We start from the raw sequence: 17,422 nt of genomic DNA, 5'->3' as shown, positions 1-17,422 counted from the left end.
CTCCGCTCATCCGGTAAAACCTGCTAGTTCTCTCCAATTTTCGCAACTTTTCGAGCTGAATTCAGTCTATTAAAGGTATAGTCTATTACTATGAACTGATATCCAGGTCTTGATAGCGAGGTAGAAGAGTACAAATAGATGGGAGAGTTACACTGAAATGAATGAGCTTTTCATGGGGAAAAAGAGTACTGAGTCAACACGGGGAAATCAATGGTCGCCTGCTAAAAAATGGATTGCTGCATCCCTGGCGGGTGTAATCTGGATCATGCCGGTTGTCGGGAGTGAAGGTGCAGGATGGCTGGGCGCAAGCACTGCGCCGGTAGCACAAGCAGCAGCGTCCTTCTCGGCGACGAAACTGAGTGAAGAGGTTATCACTTCCGGTGCGATGATGATGAAATATAAGTTTACCACGGTGCGTTCAGGTAAGAGTGCCACAGGACTGGCCAGCGTCATTCGTGTCGATCTGAATAATCCTTATGTCTCTCTGGATGTCATGACCGGCAAAGGCGGGAATCTGACGACACGGCAGAGCACAGGGGGCATGGCGGCGGAGACAGGCGCGGTCGCGGCGGTGAACGGGGATTACTTCAATACCGGCGGAGAAGGTGCACCGATTGGCGGCCAGGTGTCGGGCGGTGTGCTCGTGTCCACTCCTTCACAGCTAAACGGAATGTATGCTTTTGCAGTAACCAAGGACCGTAAACCTATCATTGATGAATATACGTTTGAAGGGATGCTGACCGCAGAGGATGGCTCCCAGTTCCCGCTGTCCGGCATCAACAAAGGGGCCTACAATCCCGAAGGCGGCAGCTCGACTTACAGTCATGCTAATGCAGCTTATATCTACACGGATGCGTGGACAGCGCTGGAGCGGCCTAAGGGCAGTTCTACTACACCGACAGAGGTGCTGGTAGAGAATGATACGATTACCCAGATCTCGCTGGATTCGGCTCTGCCGGTGACCGTACCCAAAGGCGCTTATATTCTGCGGACGCACGGGCTGGCTGCCGAGTTCGTCAAGGCACATCTGGTTGTAGGACAAAAGATAAACAGTACCTATCTGCTCCGTTCCAAAACCACCCAGCAGGAGCTCGATCCTTCTACGCTGCAGATGATGATCGGGGGGCATACGATTCTGGTCAATAACGGCAAGGCGTCGTCGTTCTCCCGTTCTACAAGCAGCATTGGCGGGTACCGGGCGCGTACAGCGCTGGGCTATTCCCAGGATGGCAGATATGTATATGTCATTGCAGCCGAGAAGAATAGCAATAGTGCGGGTCTGTCGCTGACAGAGCTGCAATCCTTCATGACGAATATCGGGGTGTGGAAAGGAATTAATCTGGACGGAGGGGGCTCTACAACGATGGTAGACCGCCCGCTGGCTGAAACCTCGACTACGCTTACCTTCAATACCGAATACGGCAAGGAGCAGCGCACAATCGTTAACGGCGTGGGAGTATATACTTCTGCTCCGCAAGGTGAAGTGAAAGGAATCAAGATCAGCGGCAGCTCGGTACTGTTAATCGGGCAAAAGGCCACATACTCCCTGAAGGGCTATGATACGTACTACAATCCGGTGGATGTAGCGGCGGCTAATCCGGCCTGGACCGCAAGCGGCGGGAGTGTGACTGTGAATGCGGGTGAAGCCACGGCCGTCAAGCCGGGAACCGTCAAGCTGAAGGCGACCAGCGGAACAGCGAGTGCGGAGACCGAGGTCACCGTTCTGGGCGGAGAAGACCTGTCCAGCCTGATTGCAGGTACAGCAACTGCACCGCTGCAAGCAGGAGCCACTGTATCGGTTCCGGTTAGCGCGGTGTCGAAGAGCGGAGCAACGATAGCTGTTCCGGCAACCGCACTGAAGTGGGAGTTTATCGGCTTCAAAGGAAGTGTGGGGGACGGCAAGCTTAAAGTGGAGGCAGTCGATCCTGGCGTAACTACCGGATATGCAATTGCCCGTTATGACGGCTTCAGCACGGCGGTTGTCTTATCTACTGCAGCTGCTACGGCGTGGGAGGATTTCGAGAATGCCAATTATCCGTTCGCGTTCACAACCAATGCGGCAGGGGTTACTGGAACAGCAGCAGTAGTTGCGGGCAGCGCAGAGCGTGCAGGCTCGAAGGTCTTATCGCTTAGCTACGATATGAGTGCAGGCACCGGTAAAATGTACGCATACGCCCAGTTCAACGGTACAAAGGGCAAGGAGATTCCGGCGGCGGCAACCTCCATGTCAGTCGATGTGATGGGGGACATGAGCCTGAACTGGATGCGTGCCGAGCTGACAGATGCCAGCGGAAAGACGGCCTATATTGATCTGGCGAAAGTTATCGACTGGAACGGCTGGAAGACGCTTAATATCGATCTGTCCGGCTCAGGGATTAAATTCCCAGCTTCCCTTAAGAGACTTTACGTGGTAAATGTAGAAGAAGGCCAGGATGAACGGGCCAAGACAGGGACAGTGGCTTTTGATAATATTTCCTTCGTGATGCCATCGCTTTCCAGTGAGGCGGGACTGCCCAAAGGGACGGCGGCGATGAGCATTGGAGGCAAGGCGATGACGGTTAACGGCACCAAGCGGCCGATTGATGTTGCGCCGATCGTGAAGGACGGCAGTACGTATGTGCCGATAAAATATGTTCTGGACGCGTTCGGCGGCAATGCGGTCTGGGATGCGAAGACTAAGAAGATTATGGTCCTCCGGGGCTCTAAGGCGCTGGATCTGACCGTGAATAAGAAGGAGTTCGTACTGAACGGGAAGCGGCAGAGTGCTGAAGTAGCACCGATGATTCTGAATGCCAGGACTTTAGTACCGCTTCGACTCGTGACAGAACAGCTCGGACTCACTGTAAAATGGGAACAGAACACTAAGACCGTAACTATCGAATCGTGATATGTTAATATAAAGGAAAGCCTTTAATACGATTCGATAGAAATGGGGCAAGCATCCGTGGAATTTCAAGCCGATGCGATAGATCGGGTGATTAAAAACACCATCGACGTGATGGAGAGCAGCAAGTATCAGATATTCGAAATATTGCAGGTGGCACGCGATGAGCTTGCTGCACTCAACAAAGAACTGCAGCGGGTCATGGAAGAAACGGATGAAACATTGCAAAAGGTAGACAAGCTGGAGCAGCAGTACCACCGCTCCCGGATCCGGCTGACAGAGGTCAGCCGGGATTTTGTCCGCTACACGGAGAAGGATATACGGATTGCCTATGAGAAGGCGACGGAGCTGCAGCTGGAGCTGATGATGACCAGGGAGAGGGAGGCTTATCTGCGGAGCAGACGCGATGAATTGCAAATGCGGGTTCGCAGTGTCGAAAATTCTGTAGAACGTGCCGAATCGATTGGTTCGCAAATGAGCGTTGTCCTGGAATATCTGTCCGGAGAACTAGGTCAAGTGACGCGAATTGTCGAATCTGCGAAGAACCGCCAGATGATTGGACTCAAAATAATCCTGGCTCAGGAAGAGGAACGGAAAAGAATTGCCCGGGAAATTCATGACGGTCCTGCTCAAATGCTGGCGAATCTAGTCCTAAGGACGGAAATTGTAGAAAGAATGCTGGTAAAGCAGGAATTTGGGCTGGTACAAGCCGAAGTAATAGACTTAAAGGGGCAGGTAAGATACAGCCTGGAAGAAATGCGCAAGGTGATTTTCAACCTGCGTCCGATGGCGCTTGATGATTTGGGACTGATTCCGACTCTGCGGAAGTATGTGCATGATTATGAGGAGAAGACGAAGATCCGCACCTCTTTTGAAACCAGGGGGAAGGAGCACCGTTTGTCCTCGGCGATGGAAGCGGCGGTATACCGGCTGGTGCAGGAGGCTCTGTCCAATGCGGCGAAGCATGCTTATCCGAGCTACGTACTGGTAGAGATTACTTATCAGGCTCAATTGATCAAGATTGTTGTGAAAGACAATGGCTTAGGCTTCAATGTGAAAAAAATCAGTGAACAAGCCAACCGGGAAAGCTTCGGTCTGGTGGGTATGCGCGAACGCGTGGAATTGCTGGAGGGAAGAATGGAAATACAATCAGCCGAGAACCAGGGCACAACAATCGTAATTCACATTCCGACGAATGTGGAAAAGGGAAAGGAGTAATGTGATGGAGAACCAAAACTCTGGCAAAGCGCCCATTAAAGTTCTTTTGGCCGATGATCATCAATTGTTTCGTGAAGGGCTTAAACGTATTTTGAATATGGAGGATGACATCGAGGTCATTGGCGAATGCGGGGACGGCATCCAGGTGCTTGAATTCTGCAACGGCAATAAGCCGGATATCGTGCTGATGGATATCAATATGCCGATTGAGAACGGCGTGGAGGCTACGCAAAAGCTCCGTGAAATGTTCCCGGATGTCAAAGTGATTATCCTCTCGATTCATGATGATGAAAGCTATGTGTTTGAGACGCTGCGCAAGGGGGCGAACGGGTATCTGCTGAAGGATATGGAGGCCGAGTCGCTGATTAATGCGATCCGCTCTGTATGCGAGGGACATGCTTTTATCCATCCGAAGGTGACCGGCAAGCTGATTAATCAGCTGCGGCGCATGACGTACCTTAACGAGACTGGCGCTATGGCCGAGACGGCCGTGAAGGAAGCCGGTGTCAAATTCGTTGCAGGCGATAACAATCCGCTGACCCGCCGCGAGGCAGAGGTATTGCGGTTGATGGCGGAGGGCAAGAGTAACAAGATGATTGGGGAGTACCTGTTTATCAGTGAGAAGACGGTCAAAAACCATGTCAGCAGTATTCTGCAAAAGATGGAAGTGGACGACCGTACGCAGGCTGTAATTAATTCTATCAAATACGGCTGGGTAACTTTATAGCTTCCCTCATAAACTTTTAACTGAGCGTTTTGGAGAATCCTAATGATCCTTATAAACGGTACATAACTTGTATGCAGCCGAGAGCTGCAGCCATAGTATTGTTTCAGTCCGCACTCTATTCGAATTTTGCAAAATGCTAACTTAAATATGTACCCTAAGTTGAACTGGCGGGTGGGCTCCCGCGCTAATGGGCTGTCACCGTCCTTTTATCACCGGCATATAGTGTGGGTATAAGAGGGAGGTGCATCTTCATGATCGCCCAGTTAATCTGGATTATCTCTATTTATGCATCCGCAGCAGCCCTTGTTCAACTCCTGCATCATCGGGAAGAGACCCGGGCAGCAGCACGGACTGGTAAGCGGCTTCACTATATTCTGATTACCCGTAATCATGAGGCCGTGGTGGAGTGGTATCTCAGGGTTTTTGCAGTGTATGCTTGCTGGATCGGCAGGCCCCTGCAGGTCACCTTGGTGGATGACGGTTCAGAAGACAGGACCATGGCGGTAGCCTCACGGATGGCTTATCATAACTCTTCTATTGAATTTGCACCTGCGGTGCCGTTCTTCGGCCTCGCGGACAGGGCAGAACTCCGTCAGGGGGTTACGGTAGACCTGCGGGTGCAGGAGCCGCTGCTGCCGCTGCGGATGATGCGGTTGCCGGGAAGCGGGAAATCCCCATCCAAGCCCGGCGAATGACAGCTAAATATGTAAGTTACGGGTGAAGCACACTCTCCAGGAATGGGGCGGTGTGCTTTTTGGCGTGCTCTAAAAGATAAGGAGGCGTTGGGGTTGAAGGTGGCGGTGTATGTGGTGGCGCAGGGCGGACAGTGGCAGGCCCGGATTTCATTGAATCTGGCGGTGGATGAATTATGGTGGGCGGGTGAGGCGGAGGGGCTGGGAGGGTGGGGAGGGCGCTGGGTAGTAGGGGGAGGTCAAGTGGCAAACGGGGAAAGCCAAGCGGCGGAACGAAAAGGTCAGCGGGCAGACCAGAGAAGTCAAACGGCGGACCGGAAAGGTCAGCGGGTAGCTCGGGAAAGCCAAGCGGCGGACCGGAAAGGTCAGCGGGTAGCTCGGGAAAGCCAAGCGGCAGAACGGAAAAGTCAGCGGGCAGACCAGAGAAGCCAACCGGCAGACCGGGTTGTGGTGCTCTCCCGGTCACTGCCGCTGGGCTGGGCGGTGAAGCTGGCAGCAGCCTGCAAGTTCACGGACCAGATGCAGCGCTGGGATGAGTCAGCCTGGAGGAAGTACGCCGCTGCTCTCTTGAAGGCAGAGATCCGGGCGGAGCAGGCTGCCGGAGGTGGACGGGAAGCGGGCTGGCCTTTCGAGGAGATTCAGGTGTATAAGCTGCCGGAGGACAGGGGATGGAGCGAGGATGAGGGGAGAGTGGTTGGAGGATGGAACGGGGGGCGTAAGGCAGGGGTCAGTGAGTGGAGGGATAGAGAGGGATTTGAATGGGGGGATGAGCCGGGGAGCGAGTGGGAGAGTGGGAGGGACAGCGGCGGGGAGAAGGAGTGGGAGAATGAACGGGTTATCGAGCGGGGAAGTAGGAGGGAGAGCTGGCGAGGGAACGAACAGGTGAACTTACGGGGGCATGAGCTGGAGGTGCTTGCAGCGGGAGCAAACCGCCTGGTTACGGCGTTGGATGGGCGTTCGCTGCTTCAGGGTGAAGCAGAGGCGCTGGTGGCCGAGCAGCTCCCGGAGCTGGCGGAGAATTGGCGGGCTACGGCGCAGCTCGCCTATCTCCAGGGACGGCTGCGGCTGGAAGCCGCCGTCCAGGGCACTGGCGCCGCGCGGCTAGGTCTGCGCCGCCGCGAAGTGCCGCGCTGCCTGCGCTGCGGCAGCGTGCCCACGGGCCGCACGGCCTGCGCCGCGTGCGGCCTTGCCGGCTGCGCCTATTGCGAGGCCTGCCTCGCACTGGGGCGCAGCCGGGCTTGCGCGCTGCTGCTGCGCAGCGCACCGCTGCCGGCCGTGCGCTGCACGGCCGGCGTGTCCCCCACCGTAGCAGCACGCCGGTGGGGGCTTAGCGCAGCGCAGGCGGCTGCCGCCGCCGCTGCGCTGGGGTTCCTGGCGGAGCCGCGCAGGCGCTCCGCCGCAAGAGGCCCAGAGCGATTCCTGCTCTGGGCAGTGACGGGCGCGGGGAAGACGGAGATGGTCTTCCCGCTCCTGGAGGCGGCGCTCGCGGCCGGGGGCCGGGCGCTGATCGCCACGCCGCGGCGCGACGTCGTGCTGGAGCTTGCGCCGCGCCTGGCCAGAGCCTTCCCGGCGGATGTCCCTGCCGTGCTGTACGGAGGCAGCGAGGACCGCTTGCGCCGCAGCCGGATCACGCTGGCGACCACGCACCAGCTGCTGCGGTTTCACCAGGCCTTCGATCTGGTCATCATCGATGAGATCGATGCGTTTCCCTATCACAACGATCCCATGCTGGATTATGCCGCAAGGCAGGTGTGCAAGCCCGGCGGACGATTCATCCTACTCTCCGCCACACCGCCTGCGGAGCTTCAGCGTCTTGCCCGCTCCGGCAGATTGCCGCATGCGAGGGTCCCGGTCCGTTTTCACGGCCACCCCTTGCCGGTTCCGCGTCATATCCGGATGCCGCCGCTTTATCGCTGCCTGAAGCAGGGCAGAATCCCGGCAGGACTGCGTTCAGCACTGCAGCGGTCCCTTGACCGTAAGGCGCAGATTTTCCTCTTCGTCTCCCGGATTGTCCATATTGAGGGACTGCTGCAGCTTCTGCGGCGGATGTTTCCCGAAATTTCTATAGAGGGAACCTCCTCTCAAGATCCGGGCAGGGCAGAGAAGGTGCTTAAGTTCCGGGATGGCACCATTTCCCTGCTGGTAACGACCACGATTTTGGAGCGTGGGGTCACGGTACCGCATAGTGATGTATTTATTCTGGATGCGGACAGCGGACTATTCGATGAGGCAGCCTTAGTGCAGATGGCGGGCCGGGCGGGACGCTCCAAGGATGATCCGGCGGGCAACGTCATTTTCGCTTCAACAGAGTGGAGCCGCTCGCAGCGCGCCGCCATATCACAGATCCGCAGTATGAATGCTATCGCCCGCAGACAAGGATATCTCAAGTCTTAATGATTTTGTGAGGATTCCTTGGAAATAGCTGTGAATGCCCGGCTCCCCTCATTTTGAATGCTATACATGCTGAACTTTGATCTCCACACACCCTATTTTACAAGGAGGATTACCATGCGCTCCCTGTCATCATGGATGAAGCAAGCCCGCTCCCTAATCGCGCCTTCGCAGCCGGAATGTCTGTTTTGCGGCCGCAGAGGCCGCCCTTCCCCTGAATGGCCTGAGATCTGCCTGCACTGCCAGAGCAGCATTCCATGGATTCGCGTTCCCCGGTGCCAGACTTGCGGAAGACATGTGGGTTGTCCCGATTGCAGCCGCAGCCATGGACCTATACCGATCCGGTGCAACCGGAGTGCAGTAGCCTACACCAGTGAAATGCGTGAAATATTAGGCCAGTATAAATACAGAGGGAATGAGCGGCTCGCACCCCTGCTCGGTCTGATGCTGGACAGGGCATACGCGCTGCTGCAACAAGAACAGAGTGTACAACAACTGAATGAAGCGCTACAAAGCAACTTTTTTAGTAAACCATTCCCGATATGGCATTCAAAGCTTCGTATGCGTTCTAACCTATGGCAAGCCGATTTGCTGGTCCCTGTGCCTGTGAGCGCTGTCCGTTTGTCGGAACGGGGCTTCAATCAGGCGGAGCGGCTGGCGGAAGTAGTATCCCTGCGCAGAGGAATCCCTCAGCTCCCGCTGCTGGTTCGCACCCATCACACTGCCAAGCAGAGCTTCAAAAGCAGAAGGGAGCGGCTGGCCGATATGAAGCATGCTTTTGCCGGTAATACAGATTCGGCGGTTCTGCAAAGTCTGAATGAATATCATCATTCCCGTGCGACGCATCAGCTTGAGCAGCGCCCCCTGCAAATCATCATTGTCGATGATATCTACACTACCGGAAGTACGATTCGTGCCTGCGCCGAAGCGCTTCAGCAGCTCTGCCGCAGCCTGAATTGCACCGCCGAGATATACTCTCTGACCTGGGCCCGTTCCTAGCAGCTTCCGCCGCTCTGGAATTCAATAAAACCGCTTCCCTGACCGATACTAAACATAGACGGATCTTCGGCGATCATGTAATCTTAGTAGCATAAGCGATTCATGAGTTGTGCAGAATGATAGAAGGGAGCCGCGGTAGATATGAATGTAGACAATTGTCCGAGATGCGGCCGGTTATATGTCAAGAACCTGATGAACCTGTGCCAGCCCTGCATCAAAGAGTTAGAGCATGAGTATGAAATCTGTGTAGAATATTTGCGTAAAAATAGAGGCACCAACATACAGGAACTGTCCGATGCCACCGATATTTCCATCAAGGAAATCACGCGTTTTATCCGGGAGGGCCGGATTTCCATAGCCAATGCACCCAATATGATGTACCCTTGCGAGGTATGCGGAACCCTGATCCGGGACGGGCATATGTGCGACAGCTGCCGCAGCCGTCTGACCAAGGACCTTGCCAATGCAGCCAAGGAAAGTGCAGACTCGAGCGCTTCCAAGAAGGCTCCAGATGGCGCTTACCGCGCGGTAGACAAGTTCCGCAACTAAACAATTCTGCAAAAAAACGCTTGCAGCTATAAAGAATGTTTCAACAGGGGCCGATAAACTTAGTAAAGATTATCGGCTTTTTTATTACAGAAGGAAGGTGAAGTTATGAAAATTAACGATGCCGGACGAATCAATGCGATTAATCCATACCAACGAAGTGCGGAATCGCAAAGGCAGGAACAGATGAAGAAGAGTACACGCAAGGATGAGGTATCGATTTCGGATGAGGCCATTAAGCTGCTCCAGGCACAGAAGAGCGGCAAGATTGACACGGAACGTGCGAATAAGATCGAGAGCCTGAAACAGCAAGTATCCGCAGGTACCTACCAGGTTGACTCAGCCAAGCTCGCTGAGACACTCGCCCCCTACTTTAAGCAATCCTCCGAGAATTAGGTGAACACACCCATGGCACTTACAACATTATTAGAATTGCTTGAGCGGCTGGACGAGGCGCATGTGCAGATGCTGGATCTGGCCGCAGTGAAGAAACAGACCATTATGGACAACAAGGTAGAGGGTCTCATTGATATCCTGAACCGCGAGTCCAAGCTGATGAAGGTGATCGGACAGCTGGAAGAACGGCGTGCAGAAGCGGCCTTCGAGTTTTTGCAGGGGGTTGGAATCCGTTCCAATCTGAATCTGAATCTTACCGAGCTGTCCCGCCTTGTCTTTGATCCCGATGACAAATCACGCCTGCTGCAGATTCAGCAGAAGCTTTCCGGCACATTGCAGCAATTAAAAAAGGCCAATGAGCTGAACCAGAAGCTGATTGAGCAGTCGCTTACCTTTATAGATTATTCCCTGGATTTGCTGGTCGGAAGACCAAATCAGGAAATGACATACCATCATCCGTCCGACAAGGGCAGCAGTGTGACTCGGCCGGGTATTTTTGATGCCCGTGGATAATCAGGTTATCCGCTGAGCTGCGCTCACCGCAGCAATCACAAGGGAGGAACAAGTAGCATGACATCCACATTCCACTCCATCGAGACCGCAAGACGAAGCCTGTTTACCCAGACAGCGGCGCTCAATACCACCGGCCACAACATTGCCAACGCCAACACGGAGGGATACACCCGCCAGCGTGTGAATATGAAGGCGGCCATCCCGATTGAAGCCTATGGTATGAATAACTCGACGATGCCAGGGCAGCTGGGAACCGGGGTTGAATTCAGTTCCATCGAGCGGATTCGGGAGATGTTCCTGGACGATCAGTTCCGCGGGGAGAACTCGGCAAGCGGGAACTGGAGCATTCAGTCGGATACCTTAGATAAGCTGGAAGCGATCGTGAATGAGCCTTCAGATACCGGTGTCCGTATCGTACTGGATAACTTCTGGAAATCCTGGTCGGACCTCAGTAAGAACCCGGAAGATCCCACCGCCCGCAAGATCGTCGTGCAGACAGCCCAGGCCCTTACCGATGCCATGAACTATATGAGTACACAGCTCAGCAATCTGGACCGCGATCTCAGCACCAACATTGACGTCAAAGGCAAAGAGATACAGAGCTACCTCAGCTCCATCGCTGACCTCAATCAATCCATCTCCAAGATAGAAGGCATGGGCGACAAAGCTAATGATCTGCGCGACCAGCGCGACCTGCTGACGGACAAGCTGTCCAAGATTGCCAATATCACTATTCTGGATACAGATGCCGGATATAACATCTCACTGGGCACACAGCCGTTAGTTCAAGGAGCAACCGTGACTGCGGCTGTAGACAGTACGTTTCTTAATACCGCCTTCGCCTCCGGCGATTTGAAGGCCGGTGAAGCTTATGGGATGCTTTTCTCCAAAAACACCTATGTAGCAGATTACAGGAAGCAGCTCGACGCGATGGCCAATACCATTGCCAATGGTGAAGTGCAGGTGACCATACCATCAGGCTCTAACCTGCCCGCAGGAACGACTGTGCTCAAGGATTCAGAGATTATAAATGCAGATGGTACCAAAACGACTCTAACAGCAGGAAGCGCGGTACCTATCCCGTTGCCGGGTGATCTGAGAACAACAGTCAAGGGTTTGAATGGACTTCATCAGCTGGGGTATGCGCTCAACGGGACGTCAGGCCGGCCGTTCTTCACCTCTGCGGTAGCGGGGGAAGCGATCACTGCTGCCAATCTCAAGCTGAATCCGGAAATCGCTGCTGATCCCACGCTGTTTGCTACTTCCTTGCGTACTACTACAGACACCTCAGGCAATGTATCCGTAGTAAAAGGAAATAACACACTGGCGCTGCTGTTCAGCAATATGAAGGATAACAATACTTTCGCTACAGCGGATGGTACTAAGACCGGTACAGTCGGGTCCTATCTCAGCTCCATGGTTGGACAATTGGGTATCCAATCTCAAGAGGCTACACGCCAGGCCAGCAACTCGGATTACTTGGTGGATCAGGTGAGTTCCCGCCGCCAGTCTGTAAGCGGTGTGTCCCTGGATGAAGAGATGTCCAATATGCTCGTGTTCCAGCATGCCTACAGTGCTGCTGCGCGTTTCATGACCACCTATGATGAACTGCTTGATAAATTGATTAATTCTACCGGCACAGTCGGAAGATAAGGAGGCCATACCATGATCAGAGTCACCTCCAATATGATGAGCTCACAGCTGCTGCTTAACTTGAACCGCAATGCACGAACCATGAACGAGACCCAGCTCCAGCTGGCCAGCGGCCGCAAAATCAACAAGCCCTCCGACGACCCGGTAGGCATCACCTATTCCCTCCGCTACCGCGCCGAGCTGTCCTCTAATGAGCAGTACACGAAGAACGTGGATAGCGCGCTGTCCTGGCTGAATTATAACGATACGGTGTTGGGACAGGCGGGGGATGTTGTTCAACGGTTGCGGGAGCTTACTGTTCAGGCTTCTACCGGCAGTAATCCACAGTCAGCTTTGGATAGTATTAATGAAGAAGTGATGCAACTTAAAGAACAACTAGTGGATATAGCGAACAGCAAGCTGAACGGAAAGTATATATTCAATGGTGAACAGTATGCTACCAAACCTTATGATTTTGCCAAGCGGGCTGATGGCACCTACGATACTACTAAGGTAATTACAACAGACCCAGGACAAATTCAATATATTGTAGGTGAGGGTGTGGAATTACCTATTAATATGACAGGAAACGATATTTTTGGATATACAGGAGAAACAGATAATCTGTTTTCTATAATAAACAGTATTTCAGAAGGATTGAAAACTGGTAACATTACAGCGGTTTCCAGACAACTTGATATAATTGACACTCGCGTAGAGACCATCTTGTCAGCCCGCTCTGAAATAGGTGCTAAGACTAATCGCGTAGAGTTGATGCAGGATCGTTTGAGCGATTTGAATTTAAACTTGACAGACCTTCAAGCTAAGACTGAGGATGCGGACTACGAAGAACTTATTATGAAGTCCAAGATTCAAGAGAACATCTACAATGCCTCACTATCTGTTGGAGCTAAGATTATATCTACAACTCTCGTTGATTTCATAAGATAATGGAGGTGCTCTCTGTTGGTACTGTCAGTAGTTCAAATACGTCAGACACCTGGTTTGATAGGTATTGATTCTGACATGGGGGAGTTCTCAATTATTCAACACCAAGCAGAGCTAAACATTACATCCGAAAGAGGACAGTGGGATATCCAGCAGTTTAAACCTGAAATGTCTGTGGATCAATCCAAAGCATTGGCTGCCTATAATGGCGGGAGTCTTATTGAGGTAAATAGGCGCATATATTCCGGTATTGAGCAAATTTACCTCCAAGGCATTGCACGTCGAGTGGAGCAGGGGAATCGAATGGCTGAATTCTTCAAACCTGGAAACTCTATTGCAGAATTGTACGGGGGGGACTGGAATTCTTTTTCATTTCCGGAAATTCGTGGCCCCGCTTCGTATGATAATGTGGATATTCATTTTGAAACGAGAAGCCCCCGGATTGAGTTTTTGAGGGGAGCGATAAAGATAGATGTAGTTGTTCGTCGGCCTGATATTGAATATAAAAGAGGTAAACTGGATATATATATGAGGCAGTATACATCTATTCAGTTCATTCCGCCTGAAGTGAATTTGCAATGGTGAGCTGTAGATGTGCCGGATAGCGCTTCTACGGCTTTTCTTGTTTAATATTGTACGAAGGAGTGGAAACAGATGATTATTGATACACTGTCTTGGGGGGAAATGGAAGTGGATGAGGAACATGTATTTCATTTTTCAAAGGGGATTCCCGGATTTGAAGAGGAAACTGATTTTGCATTAATTTCTACCCTTGATCATTCTTTTTGGTATTTACAGTCGACGAAAGATAAGGCCTTGTCCTTTCTGCTTAGTGACCCTTTTGTCTTCTATCCGTCGTATGAGTTTGATCTTCCTGATGCTGAAGCAAAGGAACTAAAGATTGATAACCAACTAATCGTACGTTGTGTAATAACCCTGAAGAATAAGGTGGAGGAGTCTACGATTAATTTGCTTGCTCCCCTTGTGCTTAACCCAGAAGAACGAGTAGGCAAGCAGATTGTACTGCACAACACACCCTATCATACTAAACACAGCTTATTAGCGTTGTCTCCAAGTATTTATGGAAAGGATGGTGCTTAATATGCTCGTTCTCTCTCGAAAAAAAGGCGAGAGTATCATCATAACGGACCAGGTTGAAGTTACAATTTTAAGTGTAGAGGGGGATACAGTCAAAGTTGGTATAAAGGCTCCCAGTGATATAGATATATTTCGTAAAGAAATATATCTATCCATTAAGGAATCCAATCAGGAATCGGCAGCACCTGCTCCCTCAGAGATTCACACACTTATTGACCGAATACGCGAGGCGAAAAATTAATATGGATATAAGACTTTAACCGGTGGTAGCTCAGGGCTATCTCCGGTATTTCTTTATGACATCAAAATAATCCAAAATAAATATATGGAAATTTGCCGGATTACTCTAAACTCATGAGGGTTTAAAGACGATATATAATTTAGACGAAGATCCCGCGGGGCGGCCGACCTTAACGGATCCTTGTTACCACAAGGATGTGGAACCAGTATATTTCAGGGAGGAAAATTATCATGATTATCAATCACAACGTTACGGCGCTGAACACTCACCGCCAACTGGCAGTTAACACTAGCAATACAAGCAAGAATATCGAGAAGCTGTCATCCGGTCTCCGGATTAACCGTGCAGGGGACGATGCTGCTGGCTTGGCTATTTCCGAAAAAATGCGCGGGCAGATTCGTGGTCTGGACCAAGCATCCCGCAATGCTCAAGACGGTATCTCCATGATTCAAACCGCTGAAGGTGCATTGAATGAGACTCACTCCATCCTGCAACGGATGAGAGAGCTTGCTGTTCAATCATCCAATGATACGAACGTTACGGCTGACCGCGCTGCTATTGATCAAGAGTATCAAGCGTTGTCAACTGAGATTACACGTATTTCTAAAGATACGGAATTTAATACGCAGAAGCTGTGGGACGGTTCTACCACAGCGGTTGATTTCCAAGTTGGTGCTAATACTGGACAAAAAATTTCGTATACATTCGCTTCTATGGATGCAACTACTTTGACCGCTGTTGGTGATTTGACGACAAAAGCCAACGCATCTACAGCTCTGGCAGCTGTTGATGTGGCTATCGGTAAAGTATCCACAGAACGTTCGAAGTTGGGGGCGGTTCAGAATCGTCTGGAACATACGATCAACAACCTGAATACATCTTCTGAGAACCTGACTGCAGCAGAATCTCGCGTTCGTGATGTGGATATGGCTAAAGAAATGATGAGTCAGACGAAGAACAACATTCTTGCTCAAGCAGCTCAAGCAATGCTTGCTCAAGCGAATCAACAGCCGCAAGGCGTTCTTCAACTGCTTCGTTAATCTAAAGTTCGAGTCTAATCTATAAAACTTCCACAAGGATGTGGAAGTTACATTCAAGGAGGAAATCAAAATGATTATTAACCACAATGTTACGGCGCTGAATACTCACCGTCAATTGGCAGTTAACACCAGCAATACAAGCAAGAATATCGAGAAGCTGTCATCCGGTCTTCGGATTAACCGTGCAGGAGATGATGCTGCAGGTCTGGCAATCTCTGAGAAAATGCGCGGACAAATTCGTGGTTTGGATCAAGCATCCCGTAATGCTCAAGATGGCATCTCCATGATCCAAACAGCTGAAGGTGCATTGAATGAAACTCACTCCATCCTGCAACGAATGAGAGAGCTTGCTGTTCAATCGTCTAATGATACGAACGTGACGGCTGACCGGGAAGCTATTGACCAAGAGTATCAGGCATTGGCAACTGAGATTACTCGTATTTCAGATGATACCGAATTCAATACACAGAAGCTTTGGAATGGCGCTACAACTGCTGTGGATTTCCAAGTGGGTGCTAATACAAACCAAAAGATTTCTTATACCTTCGCTGATATGGATGCTGCGGCATTAATGACTACTGTAGGTGATTTGAAGACTAAGGCTAATTCGCAAACAGCTCTGACAGCTGTTGATGCGGGCATTGCAAAAGTATCTACAGAACGTTCGAAGCTCGGGGCTGTTCAGAACCGTTTGGAACACACAATCAACAACCTGAATACTTCCTCTGAGAACCTGACTGCAGCAGAATCCCGTGTTCGTGACGTAGATATGGCGAAAGAAATGATGGCGCAAACGAAGAACAATATTCTTGCTCAAGCAGCTCAAGCGATGCTTGCTCAAGCGAACCAACAGCCACAAGGCGTTCTTCAATTGCTTCGTTAATCTTTACCGTCTGAATAGAGACCTTAGTTTATCTAAGGTCTTTTTTTTTTTGAACCCGCGCATGTAGGGTAGAAACTAAGTGAGGTGACGGCGATGTTATCATTAGCTATGATTGTAAAGAATGAATCGGAAAAAATCGGAAGGTGTTTGCAGAGTGTAAAATCTATCGTTGATGAGATCGTAATCGTCGATACGGGTTCAACAGATCATACTAAGCAGATTGCAAGCACCTTTGGAGCGCGGATCTTTGATTATATTTGGGATAATGATTTCTCGAGTGCAAGAAACTATGCTTTAGAGCATTGCAGTGGTGAGTGGATACTAGTGCTGGATGCAGATGACCAGATTACACATGCTTCACGAAAAGAAATAGACGACTTCATACTTAAGCATGATGCCGTAGGTCGAATCCAAATTACTAACATTTTTAATTATAATGGAGAGCTAAGAGAATCGCAGGCTTATGTGACCCGGTTGTTTCCCAAAGGATCCTTCTACACCGGTAAAATACATGAGCAGATTGTTTCTGATCTTCCAAGAAAAAACGTGCCTATTGAAGTATATCATGACGGATATTTTAAGTCTGAGAAGTATAAACGTAATATTAAGATGCTAGAAGTCGAGTTAGAGCAGAATCCTGATGACTCATATACAATATTTCAACTGGGTAAAGAGTACCGGATAATAAAAGAATATGCTAAAGCTAATGTTTACCTAACAAGATGTTATAAGTCAATCACTAATAATGATGTTTATAAACCTCAAGTAGTAATTGAGTATTTGCATACATTCTTGGAGCTGAAAGATTTTGAACAAGGGCTTACTCTAATTGAAAAGGAGAAACATTACTTAATTGATTACCCGGATTTCCTTTTCGCTAGTGGAGTGTTTTTTATGGAACTGGTGTTTAGTGATACAGATAAGTATTTTAAATATTTCCCCTTAATAGAAGAGTCATATTTGAAATGTCTGTCCGTAGGAGATACTACAAATTACGAAAGTGTTAAAGGAACAGGAAGTTTCCTGGCAGCCTATAACCTTGCTGTATTCTATGAAACTACAGGTGATTTGGTCAAAGCAAAAACATATTATCAAATTTCAGCTGAATACAATTACAAATTGGCCCAAAATCGTCTCGATATTCTAAATAAAAAAAATGATGAAAATTAATAAATTTTTAATCATTGTGCATCTTATTATGTTATGAGAAAAGA

At 50.4% G+C, this 17,422-nt stretch carries 17 protein-coding genes; all 17 read left to right on the top strand.

What is annotated here, in order from left to right:
• The first annotated feature begins 172 nt into the window (after positions 1-172).
• Positions 173-2,887 carry a stalk domain-containing protein gene (locus tag MKY12_RS29160; RefSeq protein WP_339315003.1) on the top strand — a complete coding sequence of 905 codons (2,715 nt, stop codon included), beginning with the start codon at positions 173-175 and terminating at the stop codon, positions 2,885-2,887.
• Positions 2,888-2,944: 57 nt separating this feature from the next.
• Positions 2,945-4,102: a sensor histidine kinase gene (locus MKY12_RS29155; RefSeq protein WP_036721752.1), complete on the top strand. Its 1,158-nt coding sequence runs from the start codon at positions 2,945-2,947 to the stop codon at positions 4,100-4,102.
• Positions 4,103-4,106: 4 nt separating this feature from the next.
• The gene (locus MKY12_RS29150) at positions 4,107-4,829 is read left to right on the top strand and encodes a response regulator transcription factor (RefSeq protein WP_036699238.1); all 723 of its coding nucleotides are present in this window, start codon (positions 4,107-4,109) and stop codon (positions 4,827-4,829) included.
• A gap of 251 nt (positions 4,830-5,080) precedes the next feature.
• Positions 5,081-5,524, top strand: a complete 444-nt coding sequence (locus tag MKY12_RS29145) for a hypothetical protein (protein ID WP_339251845.1) — start codon at positions 5,081-5,083, stop codon at positions 5,522-5,524.
• A 93-nt stretch (positions 5,525-5,617) separates the two neighbouring features.
• Positions 5,618-7,915, top strand: a complete 2,298-nt coding sequence (locus tag MKY12_RS29140; RefSeq protein ID WP_339311853.1) for a helicase-related protein — start codon at positions 5,618-5,620, stop codon at positions 7,913-7,915.
• A 114-nt stretch (positions 7,916-8,029) separates the two neighbouring features.
• Entirely contained in the window at positions 8,030-8,911 is an 882-nt protein-coding gene (locus tag MKY12_RS29135) for a ComF family protein (protein ID WP_339251841.1), read from the top strand.
• A gap of 141 nt (positions 8,912-9,052) precedes the next feature.
• Positions 9,053-9,460 carry a TIGR03826 family flagellar region protein gene (locus MKY12_RS29130; RefSeq protein WP_036694666.1) on the top strand — a complete coding sequence of 136 codons (408 nt, stop codon included), beginning with the start codon at positions 9,053-9,055 and terminating at the stop codon, positions 9,458-9,460.
• A 105-nt stretch (positions 9,461-9,565) separates the two neighbouring features.
• The gene (gene flgM, locus MKY12_RS29125; RefSeq protein WP_339251839.1) at positions 9,566-9,853 is read left to right on the top strand and encodes a flagellar biosynthesis anti-sigma factor FlgM; all 288 of its coding nucleotides are present in this window, start codon (positions 9,566-9,568) and stop codon (positions 9,851-9,853) included.
• Between the two features lie 12 nt (positions 9,854-9,865).
• Positions 9,866-10,366: a flagellar protein FlgN gene (locus MKY12_RS29120; protein WP_339251837.1), complete on the top strand. Its 501-nt coding sequence runs from the start codon at positions 9,866-9,868 to the stop codon at positions 10,364-10,366.
• 57 nt (positions 10,367-10,423) lie between these two features.
• Positions 10,424-12,019, top strand: coding sequence for a flagellar hook-associated protein FlgK (gene flgK, locus MKY12_RS29115; RefSeq protein WP_339251835.1), 1,596 nt, complete (start codon positions 10,424-10,426; stop codon positions 12,017-12,019).
• Positions 12,020-12,031: 12 nt separating this feature from the next.
• A complete protein-coding gene (gene flgL, locus MKY12_RS29110) occupies positions 12,032-12,949 on the top strand; it encodes a flagellar hook-associated protein FlgL (RefSeq protein ID WP_339251834.1) in 918 nt (305 codons plus the stop codon).
• 15 nt (positions 12,950-12,964) lie between these two features.
• Positions 12,965-13,531, top strand: coding sequence for a DUF6470 family protein (locus MKY12_RS29105; RefSeq protein WP_339251832.1), 567 nt, complete (start codon positions 12,965-12,967; stop codon positions 13,529-13,531).
• A 69-nt stretch (positions 13,532-13,600) separates the two neighbouring features.
• Positions 13,601-14,047 (top strand): flagellar assembly protein FliW, encoded by a 447-nt coding sequence (fliW, locus tag MKY12_RS29100; RefSeq protein WP_339251830.1) that lies wholly within the window; start codon positions 13,601-13,603, stop codon positions 14,045-14,047.
• A gap of 1 nt (position 14,048) precedes the next feature.
• Positions 14,049-14,285, top strand: coding sequence for a carbon storage regulator CsrA (gene csrA, locus MKY12_RS29095; protein ID WP_339251828.1), 237 nt, complete (start codon positions 14,049-14,051; stop codon positions 14,283-14,285).
• 230 nt (positions 14,286-14,515) lie between these two features.
• On the top strand, positions 14,516-15,325 hold the full coding sequence (locus tag MKY12_RS29090; RefSeq protein ID WP_339251826.1) for a flagellin: 810 nt from the start codon (positions 14,516-14,518) through the stop codon (positions 15,323-15,325).
• A gap of 70 nt (positions 15,326-15,395) precedes the next feature.
• Positions 15,396-16,208, top strand: coding sequence for a flagellin (locus MKY12_RS29085; RefSeq protein WP_339251824.1), 813 nt, complete (start codon positions 15,396-15,398; stop codon positions 16,206-16,208).
• A 93-nt stretch (positions 16,209-16,301) separates the two neighbouring features.
• Positions 16,302-17,378 carry a glycosyltransferase family 2 protein gene (locus MKY12_RS29080; RefSeq protein WP_339251822.1) on the top strand — a complete coding sequence of 359 codons (1,077 nt, stop codon included), beginning with the start codon at positions 16,302-16,304 and terminating at the stop codon, positions 17,376-17,378.
• Positions 17,379-17,422: the final 44 nt, after the last annotated feature.

The sequence above is a fragment of the Paenibacillus sp. FSL M7-0896 genome (assembly GCF_037975415.1).
Lineage (GTDB): Bacteria > Bacillota > Bacilli > Paenibacillales > Paenibacillaceae > Paenibacillus_AQ > Paenibacillus_AQ silagei.
The sequence above is the reverse complement of the archived record's forward strand: the minus strand, read 5'-3'. Positions and strand labels throughout refer to the sequence as shown.